The organism is Variovorax robiniae (genome assembly GCF_037889955.1).
GTDB classification, from domain to species: Bacteria; Pseudomonadota; Gammaproteobacteria; order Burkholderiales; family Burkholderiaceae_C; genus Variovorax; species Variovorax robiniae.
On record NZ_JBBKZS010000004.1, the window covers coordinates 143,715 to 155,161 of the forward strand.

Sequence of the window (11,447 nt, forward strand, 5' to 3'; positions counted from 1 at the left end):
GGAAACCAACCATGACCCAGACCCTCGACATCGAATCCGTTCGCAAGATCTTCTCGCTCCTGGAGCACGGCTACGACGCCTTCTTCACGCATGTGGCCGACAAGGTGGACTGGACCGTCCACGGCACCCATCCGCTGGCAGGCCACTTTCGGACGAAGCGCGAATTCATCGATGCCACCTTCGCGCGGATCGCCAGGATTCTGCGCGGTGGCACGCAGCTTCGGGTCGTCCACGTCATGACCAGCGGCGACTGGGCCACCGTCGAGATGCAGTCGATGGCCACCGCATTGAACGGCATGCGATTCGACAACCGCTATTGCTGGGTCGTTCGCTTCGAGAACGACAAGATCGTCCAGGTGCGCGCGTACCTCGACTCCGCCTTGATCCAGAAGCTCTTCGACGAGAACGGCGGGTGATCCTGGCTGATCTTCGGCGACCTGGCGTCCGCGAGAAGGCCCATCGATTCCCCTTGCGCTGAATTTCAACGGCCAGCTACAGGAACTGGTACGCGAGGGGCACGTCGAGCGTGAGGTCGCTGGTGGCCTCGGCCACGCAGGGGAGGATCAGGCCCTCGTCCCGTTCGTCGAGGCTGACGCCGGGCCAATCGATCTGGTAGTGGATGCTGCCCTCGACCATGCGGCAGAGGCAGGTGCGGCAGGTGCCGTTGCGGCATGAACTGGGAAGTTCCACGCCGGACTCGTGCGCGGCGCGCAGCAGGGTCTGGCCGGGCGCGGCCTCGAAGGAATAGCCGGCCGGCTCGATGCGCACCGTCCAGCGTGGCGGCGCTGGAGTCTCTTCACTCACGGACTGTCGCCGGGCTCGGCCAGCTTGTTGCGCCGGATGTCGCGCAGCATGAAAAGGTAGAGGCTCTCGACCTTGTCCCGAGCCCAGGGCGTCTTGCGCAGGAACTTGAGGCTCGACCCGACGCTCGGGTCATGCGTGAAGCAGCGCACCGGAATGCGCTGGCCGAGCCCCTCCCAGCCGTAGTGATCCGCCAGCGCGGTGACGATGGCTTCCAGCGTCAGGCCGTGCAGCGGATTGCGTGGCTGGGCGGGCGGCGCGGGCTTCACTTGTTCTTGAGCTTGCCGCGCGGGATCACCGCCGTGGTGACGGTGGGGCGCACCAGTTCGCCGCCGCCGGCGGAGGGCGCCTTGGGCGGTGAAGTGTCCTTCTTCGGCTTCTTCGCTTCCTTGTTGCTCTTTTGCTGACCTTTGGCCATGACGAACTCCGTTCCGGATGCAGGGGGATAAGAAGCCGACGAGTTTAGCGACGCGGCGACAATAGCGCCCCAATTCAGTTTGTTGTTCGATTCCATGTCCGATTACCAAGTCCGCCCCGCCGAGATGAGCGATTCCCGCGCCGTCGCCGAAGTCCATGCCGCCGCCGCCCGCGCCGCCTACGAAGGCCTGCTGCCCGAAGAGCAACTGAAGGCGCTGGCCCCGGCCACCCGTGAAGCCAAGTGGCGCGAGGCCATCGAATTCAGCGAGCCGCAGGTCCATGTGGCCGAACTCGACGGCCAGGTCGTCGGCTTCGTCGGCTTCGACCGTTCCCGCGACCCCAAGACCCCGTCCACCGCCGGCGAGATCTGGGCCATCTACGTCAAGCCCGAGCACTGGGACAAGGGCGTGGGCGTCGCGCTGTGGGATGCCGCGCGCGAAGGCCTCGAGGAAGAGGGCTGCACCACCGTCACCGTCTGGGTGCCGCTGCGCAACGACCGCGCGATCCGCTTCCATGAACTCGCCGGCTTCAAGCGCGAGATGAAGACCGCCCGGACCACGTCGGTCGGCGGCGTCAAAATCGAGGAAGTCCGTCTCAAGCGCAGCGTCGCCTGATGAACATCGGCACCACGTTTCCCGGGCGCGACACGGCGCAGCAGCGTCGCACGGCGCTGGTGCGCTGGCTGCGCGACATGCATGGCTGGTTCGGCCTCTGGGGCGCGGTGCTGGGGCTGGTGATGGGCTTCAGCGGCATCTGGCTCAACCACCGCAACGTGCTCAAGCTGCCGCAGGCGCAGGAGCGCACTCGCGCGCAACTGGCGTTGCCCGATCCGGTGCCGGACACGCCGGAGGCCATGGCCGCCTGGCTACAGGATGCGTTGCGCCTGAAAGGTCCGCCCAACAACACGCGCATCGAACCCGGTCGCGACGTGGCCTGGGCCGAGAAGGGCGACAAGACCGCGCCTGCGCTCAAGCAGCCGGCGCACTGGATCTTCAACTTCGGCGGTCCGCGCGAGACGGTGCAGGTCGACTACTGGCAAGGCAATCGTTCGGTGGGCGTGGCGACCACCAGCAACGGCCTGATCGCCACGTTGACCAACATGCACAAGGGCACCGGCATGCCGGTGGCCTGGATCCTGCTCATCGACACGCTGGCGGGCAGCCTGATCTTCCTGTCGCTCTCGGGCGTGACCTTGTGGCTGCTGACACATCGGCGCCGCAAGCTGGGCTTGAGCCTGTTCGGCCTGTCGCTGGCCGCGCTGTTGACGCTGGCCTTGACCAATCTTTGATTTTGTTTTTACGAAGGGTTGCCGATGGCAGCGAGCCTGTTCCTGTTGCTGGATGACATTGCCACGGTGCTTGACGACGTCTCCGTGCTCACCAAGGTGGCGGCCAAGAAGACCGCCGGCGTGCTCGGTGACGACCTGGCGCTGAATGCGCAGCAGGTGTCCGGCGTCAAGGCCGACCGTGAATTGCCGGTGGTGTGGGCGGTGGCCAAGGGCTCGTTGATCAACAAGGCGATCCTGGTGCCGCTGGCCTTGCTCATCGGCACCTTCCTGCCATGGGCGGTGATTCCGCTGCTGATGATCGGCGGTGCGTTCCTTTGCTTCGAGGGCGTGGAGAAGCTTGCGCACAAGTACCTGCACAAGGCGGAGCACGAGGCCGAGGTCAAGCAGCACGTCGAAGCGATCGCCACGCCGGCGGTCGACGTGGTGGCGGCCGAGAAGGAAAAGATCAAGGGCGCGGTGCGCACCGACTTCATCCTGTCCGCCGAGATCATCGTCATCACGCTGGGCACCGTGGCGGACCAGCCCTTCGGGTCGAAGCTTGCGGTGCTGGTCGGCATCTCGCTCCTCATGACCGTGGGCGTGTACGGCCTGGTAGCCGGCATCGTCAAGCTCGACGACGCCGGCCTGTGGCTGAGCCAGCGCGCGGGTGCGGCGCAACGCGCGCTGGGCCGCGGCCTGCTGGCCTTCGCGCCCTGGCTCATAAAGGCGCTGTCGGTGGCCGGCACGGCCGCAATGTTCCTGGTGGGCGGCTCGATCCTGATCCATGGCGTGCCCGCCATGGGCCATGCGGTCGAGGCCTGGGCTGCGGGCATCGGAGGGATCGGTGGATCGCTGCTGACGATGGTGGTGGATGGCGTGGTGGGTGTGATTGCCGGTGCGGTGGTGCTGGGTGGGGTCGAGGTGGTGAAGAAGGTGTTGAAGAAGTAGCTTGCCCTGTCAGGCGGCGCTTCTGGCGATGTCGTAGTTTGTCGTCACGGCCGCGTCATCCTGCGTGCCCAGTCCCCGCGCGGTGGTGCCCAGGAAAGCGAGGTACGCCGCATGCGCAAGCGCCGCCGGAAAACGCGACTCGCGCGTGGCGTCCAGCACCAGCGACATGTCCTTGACGAAGATGTCAACCGCAGAAGTCACCTTGTCGAACTCGCCCGCGATCATCCTCGGGCCGCGGTCCGCCAGCATCCAGGAACCTGCCGCGCCACTGCCGAGGATCTCCAGCGTCAGGTCGAGCGGCAGTCCCTGTCGCTTTGCCAAGGCCAGCGCCTCGCCCGCGGCGGCCAGGTGAACGCCGCACAGCAACTGGTTCAGGACCTTCATCTGCGCGCCGCTGCCCGCCGGGCCGAGGTAGTGCACCTTGGCACCGAAGACCTCGAGCACGGGGCGTGCGAGTTCGAAGGCTTCGGGCGTGCCCGAGCCCATGATCGTCAGGGTGCCGCGCTCGGCACCGACCGCGCCTCCGGTCACGGGTGCATCGACCAGCGAGATCGAATGCGCCGCCAACCGGCCTTCGAGCGTGCGGACGTAGCCCGGGTCCATGGTGCTGCAAGCGATGAACACGGCGCCGGCCGGCAAGTTGCCGACCAGTCCGCCTTTACCGAACAGCACCGCCTCCGTCTGCTGCGCATTGACCACGAAGCAAACCACGATGCGGACCTGCGCCGCCATCTCCGCCAGCGAACCGGCGGGCGTGCCGCCTTTCTCCCGCAGCCAGTCGAGCGCGTCGGGCCGCACGTCGCAGCCCACCACCTCGAAGCCCTTGGCCAGCAGGTTGCCGACGGCGCCGCGGCCCATGGCGCCGAGGCCGATGAAGCCCACCTTGGTCGCGGCGGTCATGTTCAGAGCCAGCCCTTGATCTGCCGGCCCATCGCCTCCGTGGAGATGCCGTACTTGTCGTGCAGTGTCGGCAGGGCGCCCGCGTCCAGGAACGCATCCGGCAAGCCGATCTGCTTGAAGGGCCGCGTGACGCCCGAGCGCATCAGCAGGCCCGCCACCGCCTCGCCGAGACCACCGATCACCGAATGGTTCTCCGCCACCACGACGAGCCGGCCCAGGCGCCGGACTTCGGCCAGGATGGTCGCCTCGTCAAGCGGCTTGATCGTCGGCACGTGCAGCACGGCGACATCGATGCCATCGGCCTTCAGCTTGTCCGCAACCTCCAGCGAACGCATCGTCATGAAGCCGCTGGAAATCACCAGCACGCCATTGCCGTCGCGGATCAGCTTGGCCTTGCCGAGCTCGAACTTGTAGTCGTACTCGTCGAGCACCAGCGGCACGTTGCCGCGCGGCAGGCGCATGTAGACGGGGCCCTGGTGGTCGGCCATCTGCGGCACGGCCTGTTCGATGTCGAGTGCATCGCAAGGGTCGATGATCGTCAGGCCGGGGATGCCGCGCATCAGTGCGAGATCTTCCGTGGCTTGGTGGCTCGGTCCATAGCCGGTGGTCAGGCCGGGCAGGGCGCAGCAGATCTTGACGTTGAGGTTTTCCTCGGCGATCACCTGGTGCACGAAGTCATAGGCGCGGCGGGTGCCGAACACGGCGTAGGTGGTCGCGAAGGGGATGAAGCCTTCCTTGGCCATGCCGCCCGCGGCTGCCATCAGCAACTGCTCGGCCATGCCCATCTGGAAGAAGCGCTCGGGGTACTCCTTGGCGAACAGGTGCAGGTCGGTGTACTTGGCGAGGTCGGCCGTCATGCCGACGACTTCGGGGCGGTTGCGACCCAGCTCGACCATGGCCTTGCCGAAGGGCGCCGCGGTGACGCGCTGGCCCTCGCTGGCGATGGAGGCAATCATGGCGGAGGTGGTGAGCCTCGGCTTCTTGTTTTCGATCACGGCGTTCATGACAGGGCTCCTTCGGTTTGGGTGCTGTCGACATGGCCGATGGCTTGTTGCCATTCAGGCGGATCGACTCGGATGAAGTGGTTCTTGTCGCGGGTCTCGAGGAAGGGCACGCCCTTGCCCATCAAGGTGTCGAAGAGGATGACGCGGGGCTTGTCCTCTTCCAGCGCGCGGGCCGCATCGAAGGCGGCGATGACGGCGGGCAGGTCGTTGCCGTCGACGCGTTGTACGTGCCAGCCAAAGGCGGCCCATTTGTCGGCGAGCGGCTCGAAGCCCATGATCTTTCCGGAGGGGCCGTCGGCCTGCTGGTTGTTGATGTCGATGAGGCAGATCAGGTTCGACAGGCGGTGGTGGGCGGCGCCCATGGCGGCTTCCCAGGTCGAGCCTTCGTCGAGTTCGCCATCGGACATCGAGTTGTAGACGAAGGCCGGGTTGCCCTTCAGGCGCAGGCCGAGCGCCATGCCCACGGCGATCGGCAGGCCCTGGCCGAGCGAGCCGCCGGACATCTCCATGCCGGGTGAGTAGGTGACCATTCCCGACATCGGCAGGCGGCTGTCGTCGCTGCCGTAGGTTTCCAGTTCTTCCTCGGGAATGATCCCGGCTTCGATCAAGGCGGCATACGCGGCGATGGCGTAGTGGCCATGGGAGAGCAGGAAGCGGTCGCGGCCTTCCCATTCCGGATCTTCCGGCTTGTAGGTCATCGCGTGCTTGTAAGCCACGGCGAGCACGTCGGCCCAGCCGAGGGCCTGGCCGATGTAGCCTTGGCCTTGGACTTCGCCCATGCGCAGGGCGTAGCGGCGGATGCGGTAGGCGCTTTGTTGAAGCGTGGATAAATCAGTCATGGAATTTCCTTGTGTGAGTTGAACTTGGAAGCGCGGGTTGGCAGGGAGCAATCAGAGGAAGCCAGTCGAAATCCAGGGAATGGCAGCGACGACTACCGTCCCGATGAACAGGGCGACCATGTAGCCCACGATGGGTTTCATGCCCTCGTTCGGATGGATACGGCTGATCGCGCAAGCCGCGTAGTAGCCGACACCGAAGGGCGGGGCGAAGAGCCCGATGCCCATCGCCAGCGTGACGACCATGGCGTAGTGCACTTCGTGGATGCCGACCTGGCGGGCAATCGGGAACAGCAGCGGGCCGAGCAGCACGATCGCCGGGATGCCTTCGAGCACCGAGCCCAGGATGATGAAAGCCACCACCGAGACCGCCATGAAGGTGATCGCACCGCCCGGCAGTGCCTTCATCGCATCGGCCAGCGCCGTCGAGAAGCCGGACTGCGTCAGCGCCCAGGCCATGCCGGTGGCCGCACCGATGATGAACAGGATGGAGCCTGACAGCGACGCCGTGCTCACCAGCATCGGGTAGACCCGCTTCCAGTCGAATTGCCGGTACACGAGCAGCCCGGCGACGATCGCGTAGACGATGCCGATGGTGGACACCTCGGTCGCCGTGGCGACGCCTTCGACCACCGCGGCGCGGATGACGACAGGCAGGGCCAGCGCGGGGACGGCAATCATCAGCGACTTGCCGATCTCGCGACCCGACGCTTTGCGTACGCCTTCGAGCGATTCGCCGCGATAGCGCCACCACACGAGTGCGGCCAGCGTCGCACCGACCACCACGCCGGGCAGCAGGCCGCCGGTGAACAGCGCCGCAATCGATACACCCGTGGCGGACCCGATCGTGATCAGCACCAGCGAGGGCGGAATCGTCTCGGTCTGCGCACCCGTTGCGGACAGCAGGGCCACCAGGTCGCCGGGCTTGGCGCCGCGCTTGCGCATCTCCGGGAACAGGGCCGGTGCAACGGCCGCCATGTCCGCCGCCTTGGAGCCCGAGATGCCGGACACCAGGTACATCGCCCCGATCAGCACATACGACAGTCCACCGCGCACATGCCCCAGCAGGTTGGCCAGGAAGTTGACCATGGCGCGGGCAATGCCCGTCATCTCGATGAGCAGTCCCAGCAGCACGAACAGTGGAACAGCGAGCAGGATCAAGTGGCTCATGCCTTCGTCCATGCGGCCCACGACGACGACCGTCGGCGTGGAGGTGGTCAACGCGATGTAGCCGAAGGTCGCCAGTCCGAATGCGAACGCGATGGGCAGGCCAAGCAGCACCATGGCACCCACGCCGAACACGAAGAAGATCAGCAGGTTCCAGTTGCCCAGCTTGACCAGCAGCGGCCCGGCCAGCGCAATCACGCCAAGGACGAGGGCAACGAGACCGACCGCCAGCAGCGCATCCTTGATCGTGCCCAGGCGGAAGATCTGCATCACGCCGACCAGCAGCATCAGCCCGAGGCCGATCGGCAAGGCAGCCGCCCGCCAGGAGTTCACGATGCCCATCGCCGGCGTCGTGACATAGACCTCGTCCTGCGCGAACTCGTAGGCCGGGTGGACCACGAAGGCCAGGAAGGCGATGGCCGAGGCGATGGCGACCAGGTCCAGGAAGGCGCGCTTGCGCGGCTCCAGCTTGCCGACGATGGCCGTCATGCGCATGTGCTCGCCGCGCTGGAACGCGACGACCGATCCCAGCATCGCCAGCCACAGGAACAGGATCGATGCCAGTTCGTCCGACCAGACCAGCGGCTCGTGCAGCACGTAGCGGCTGGTCACGCCCATCAGCAGCACCACCACTTCGGCCAGCACCAGCAGCGCGGCCGGAAACTCCACCATCGTGGCGAGCGCCTTGTTGAGCGTCTCCAGCCAGGCTACTGGCGCTGGCCGGCTCAAATCAACCGCCAGCGCGGGATCGTCATGAGGAATGTTCATAGCTTTCTTTCAGGCGACAGGGGGCCGTGGGCCTGCGCGGCAACGCGCGGCTTCCCGATCAGGAGTTGTGTGAAAGAGCCACCCCGCCCCGGCGTTCACCGGCGCGAGGTGCCGCCGGTCAACCGAGCTTGCCGGAGACCTTTTCCAGCAGTTCCCACGGCGCAGCGCCGTACTTCGACTTCCACTCGCCGTAGAAGCCCGTGCTCGCGAGCTTCTTGCGGAAGTCGTCTTGCTGCACGTCGACGAAGTTGATGCCCTTGGCCTTGAGGTCCGTGATCAGGCTGGTGCTGAGCTTGGCCACGTCGGCGCGCTGGTCGGTGGCCGACTTGTCGAGCTCGCGCTTGATGACCTGCTGCACGTCCTGCGGCAGCTTGTCGAAGGCGCGTTTGTTGCCCAGCACCCAGTAGCCGTCCCACACGTGGCCGGTCAGGCTGCAGCTCTTCTGCACTTCGTAGAGGCGCGCGGTGGCGATGATGGCGAGCGGGTTCTCCTGGCCTTCCACCACTTTCGTCTGCAGCGCGGTGTAGACCTCGTTGAAATTGATGGGCGAGGGCGCGGCATCCAGCGCCTTGAACAGCGAGGTCAAGGGCGGCGCGGCGGGCACGCGCACCTTGAAGCCCTTGAGGTCGGCCGCGCTCTTGATCTCCTTGCCGGAGGAGGTCACGTGGCGGAAGCCGTTGTCCCAGATCTTGGAGACGGTGAAGATCGGCGTCTTCGCGATCTCGGCGCGGATGTGGTTGCCGAGGTCGCCGTCCATCGCCTTCCAGACGTCGTCGTAGTTCTTGAACGCGAAGCCGACACTGGTGATGCCCGACACCGGCACGAAGGTCGACAGGATCAGCGACGAGAGGTTGAAGAACTCGACCGAGCCATTGCGCACCTGCGACAGCAGGTCGGTGTCGCTGCCCAACTGGTTGGCCGGGAAGAGCTTGATGTTGACGCGGCCCGAAGTGGCCTCGCGGATGCGGTCGAGCGCTTCCTTGGCGCGCAGGTTGACCGGGTGTGTCGGGTCCTGGCCGGTGGCGTACTTGAGTTCGAACTCGGCCGCGTCGGCGCGGTGCGTGAGGATGGAAATGAGCGGCAACGCAGCGCTTGCCTTCAGCAACTGGCGACGGTGGAGTCCGGTGGTTGTCAGCTTGTTCATGTCTTGTCTCCTGTTCGTTGAAATGAAGTTCGTCGGCTCAATGGATCAACATGCCGCCGTTCACGTCGAGCGTGATGCCGGTGCAGTACAGCGAGAGGTCGCTGCTGAGGAAGACGCAGGCGCCGGCGATGTCCTCGGCGCGGCCCAGGCGAGTCAGCGGGATGGTCTCGGCGATCTCGGCCTTCTTCTCCTCGGTGAGCTTGCCTTTGATGATGTCGGTGCCGATGAGGCCGGGCGTGATGCTGTTGATGCGGATGCCTTTGGGGCCGAACTCGCGGGCCATGGCACGGGCCAGGCCCAGCACGCCGGCCTTGGCCGCCGAGTAATGCGGCCCCCCCAGGATGCCGCCGCCGCGCTGCGCCGAGACCGAGGAGATGCAGATGATCGATCCGCTGGTCTGCTGCTGCATGGCGGGCAGCACGGCCTGCGACATGTAGAGCGTGCCGCGCAAGCTGACGTCGAGGATGCGGTCGTAGTCGGCGCCGCTGATCTGCAGCGTCTTCACGGGCTGCGTGATGCCCGCGTTGTTGACCAGTGCATCGATGCGGCCGAAGGCCTTGAGCACGGCTGCGGCGGCGGCCTCGCATGAGTCCTTGTCGGTCACGTCGGCGACGATGCCCAGATGGTCCGGGCCGAGCTGCGCTGCCGCTGCGGCCGGATCGGCCCGCTCCAGGTCGAGCACGGCCACGCGGGCGCCGTGGGAGGCCATGAGGCGCGCCGTGGCGAACCCGAGGCCGTTGAGCCCGGCGCCGCCGGTGATGACGACAACTTTGTCCTTGAGAAGCATTGCTTTGTCTCCAGAGTGAGGTGATTCCGATGCGGCTCCGACATGCGATGTGGGGTCGGTGGCCGCTGTGCCGCGAAGTGGATTGGCTTCGTGTGGGCCAATGGTCGTCAGATGCATGCATGACGACAAGCGATGTGTTTTCAGCGTAAGATGACGGTTCATCATCCAACGACCGGGTTGACCCTATGTCCACCTTGCCCGCCGTCACCAACCTGCAAGCCTTCGAAGCGGTCGCGCGTCGGCGCAGCTTTGCACTTGCGGCCTCCGAGCTGCACCTCACCGCCTCGGCGATCAGCCACCAGGTGGCGCGCCTGGAAACGCACCTGGGCGTACGGCTGTTCGAGCGCAGCGCGCACGGCGTGCGGCTCAGCGCTGCGGGCGAGATGTACCTGTCGAAAGTGGGGGGCGCGCTGCTGGCCATCGCGTCGGCGACGGAGGACTTGCGCCAGGGCGTGAGCAACAGCCTTTACGTGCACTCGGCGCCGAGCATCGCGAGCCTCTGGTTGATGCACCGGTTGCGCGGCTTTGCGCAGGCCTGGCCGGACATCGCGCTCAACCTTTCAGCGGCCCACACGCCGAGCGACTTCACGCTCGGGCAGGCCGATATCGACATTCGCTACGGCATACCGAACTGGCCGGACCTTGTGGTGGAGCCGCTTTTCGAGGAAAGCATCGTGCCGCTCGCCAGCCCTGACTTCATCCGGCAGCATGGCCTGAAGCGCATCGGGCAACTCTCCACCGTGAAGCTGATCCAGAGCAACGTCAGCGTGGTGCAGTGGTCGGACTGGTATGCGCAGTTCAGTGACAAGCGGGCGCCGGAGTGGTTTCCCGTGCGCTTCGACCGGGCGCAGATGTCACTCGATGCCGCCACGCAGGGACTGGGCGTCGCGCTGGAGAGCACGACAATCGCGGCCAGGCACATCGCGGAGCGCAAGCTCAAGCCCTTGTTCGGCCTCGACCAGGCCATCAAGGTCAAGGCGCACTTCGTCGTGTATCCGCCGCGTCACGCGAAGCGGCCCTCGGTCGAGGCTTTCCTGGGATGGATCCACGGCGAAGCCGCCAGGGGTTGAGTGGGGCCGGCAGACGCTGTCGCCCACCTCAGCTTGTTCCCACTTGATCGTCCTGCTTGACTCGAGCCCGAATCGGGCGTAATTCCTCGTGCATGTGGAGTTGGTTCTGAAGTCGGGGGTTGCTTGATCCGGAGATGACGGCGGGCCGCGTTGCGATGAAGCGTCATCGTCGGTCCCGTACCCACGGCTCCGGACTCGGCATTGACTGGCGCGAAGCCATCAGCGTTGGAAGTCGGCACGCAAGACTTCAAGCGTGCCCGGGGGACAGTCCAGAAATTGCACCGCAGCCGCAAGAGCCTCCTCGCTCATGATTTTCCGAGCTTGGCCCGGATGTGCGC

14 protein-coding genes are annotated in these 11,447 nt (G+C 65.9%); 5 read left to right on the forward strand and 9 right to left on the reverse strand.

The window, feature by feature from the left end; all coding sequences use genetic code 11:
- The first annotated feature begins 11 nt into the window (after positions 1 to 11).
- Positions 12 to 416 (forward strand): nuclear transport factor 2 family protein, encoded by a 405-nt coding sequence (locus WKW79_RS11695; protein ID WP_340335323.1) that lies wholly within the window; start codon positions 12 to 14, stop codon positions 414 to 416.
- A 76-nt stretch (positions 417 to 492) separates the two neighbouring features.
- Here WKW79_RS11695 and WKW79_RS11700 read toward each other — a convergent pair whose 3' ends face one another.
- The 3 genes from WKW79_RS11700 to WKW79_RS11710 are packed head-to-tail and all read right to left on the reverse strand — an operon-like array spanning position 493 to position 1,315.
- Entirely contained in the window at positions 493 to 804 is a 312-nt protein-coding gene (locus WKW79_RS11700; RefSeq protein ID WP_340335324.1) for a 2Fe-2S iron-sulfur cluster-binding protein, read from the reverse strand.
- Entirely contained in the window at positions 801 to 1,070 is a 270-nt protein-coding gene (locus WKW79_RS11705) for a VF530 family protein (protein ID WP_340335325.1), read from the reverse strand. Before WKW79_RS11705 ends, WKW79_RS11700 begins: the two co-directional genes overlap by 4 nt.
- Positions 1,067 to 1,315: a hypothetical protein gene (locus WKW79_RS11710; protein WP_340335656.1), complete on the reverse strand. Its 249-nt coding sequence runs from the start codon at positions 1,313 to 1,315 to the stop codon at positions 1,067 to 1,069. The genes WKW79_RS11705 and WKW79_RS11710 overlap by 4 nt, the downstream gene beginning before the upstream one ends.
- Between WKW79_RS11710 and WKW79_RS11715 the strand changes: the two genes are divergently transcribed.
- From WKW79_RS11715 to WKW79_RS11725, 3 genes are read left to right on the forward strand one after another with little or no spacing between them, the layout of a single operon-like run.
- On the forward strand, positions 1,314 to 1,832 hold the full coding sequence (locus tag WKW79_RS11715) for a GNAT family N-acetyltransferase (RefSeq protein ID WP_340335326.1): 519 nt from the start codon (positions 1,314 to 1,316) through the stop codon (positions 1,830 to 1,832). The genes WKW79_RS11710 and WKW79_RS11715 overlap by 2 nt on opposite strands.
- The gene (locus WKW79_RS11720; RefSeq protein ID WP_340335327.1) at positions 1,832 to 2,506 is read left to right on the forward strand and encodes a PepSY-associated TM helix domain-containing protein; all 675 of its coding nucleotides are present in this window, start codon (positions 1,832 to 1,834) and stop codon (positions 2,504 to 2,506) included. Before WKW79_RS11715 ends, WKW79_RS11720 begins: the two co-directional genes overlap by 1 nt.
- Before the next feature lie 24 nt (positions 2,507 to 2,530).
- Positions 2,531 to 3,433: a DUF808 domain-containing protein gene (locus WKW79_RS11725; RefSeq protein ID WP_340335328.1), complete on the forward strand. Its 903-nt coding sequence runs from the start codon at positions 2,531 to 2,533 to the stop codon at positions 3,431 to 3,433.
- Positions 3,434 to 3,442: 9 nt separating this feature from the next.
- Here WKW79_RS11725 and WKW79_RS11730 read toward each other — a convergent pair whose 3' ends face one another.
- The 6 genes from WKW79_RS11730 to WKW79_RS11755 all read right to left on the reverse strand — a co-directional run bounded on the left by WKW79_RS11730 (position 3,443) and on the right by WKW79_RS11755 (position 10,039).
- Entirely contained in the window at positions 3,443 to 4,333 is an 891-nt protein-coding gene (locus WKW79_RS11730; protein ID WP_340335329.1) for an NAD(P)-dependent oxidoreductase, read from the reverse strand.
- A 2-nt stretch (positions 4,334 to 4,335) separates the two neighbouring features.
- Positions 4,336 to 5,337, reverse strand: a complete 1,002-nt coding sequence (locus WKW79_RS11735; RefSeq protein ID WP_340335330.1) for a transketolase family protein — start codon at positions 5,335 to 5,337, stop codon at positions 4,336 to 4,338.
- Complete coding sequence (locus WKW79_RS11740; RefSeq protein WP_340335331.1) at positions 5,334 to 6,176, reverse strand: transketolase; 843 nt, start codon at positions 6,174 to 6,176, stop codon at positions 5,334 to 5,336. The genes WKW79_RS11735 and WKW79_RS11740 overlap by 4 nt, the downstream gene beginning before the upstream one ends.
- A 51-nt stretch (positions 6,177 to 6,227) precedes the next feature.
- Positions 6,228 to 8,108 carry a TRAP transporter large permease gene (locus WKW79_RS11745; protein WP_340335332.1) on the reverse strand — a complete coding sequence of 627 codons (1,881 nt, stop codon included), beginning with the start codon at positions 8,106 to 8,108 and terminating at the stop codon, positions 6,228 to 6,230.
- A 118-nt stretch (positions 8,109 to 8,226) separates the two neighbouring features.
- A complete protein-coding gene (locus WKW79_RS11750; RefSeq protein ID WP_340335333.1) occupies positions 8,227 to 9,252 on the reverse strand; it encodes a TRAP transporter substrate-binding protein in 1,026 nt (341 codons plus the stop codon).
- Between the two features lie 37 nt (positions 9,253 to 9,289).
- Positions 9,290 to 10,039 (reverse strand): SDR family NAD(P)-dependent oxidoreductase, encoded by a 750-nt coding sequence (locus WKW79_RS11755; protein ID WP_340335334.1) that lies wholly within the window; start codon positions 10,037 to 10,039, stop codon positions 9,290 to 9,292.
- 185 nt (positions 10,040 to 10,224) lie between these two features.
- Between WKW79_RS11755 and WKW79_RS11760 the strand changes: the two genes are divergently transcribed.
- Entirely contained in the window at positions 10,225 to 11,109 is an 885-nt protein-coding gene (locus WKW79_RS11760) for a LysR substrate-binding domain-containing protein (protein WP_340335335.1), read from the forward strand.
- Positions 11,110 to 11,447 lie beyond the last annotated feature (338 nt).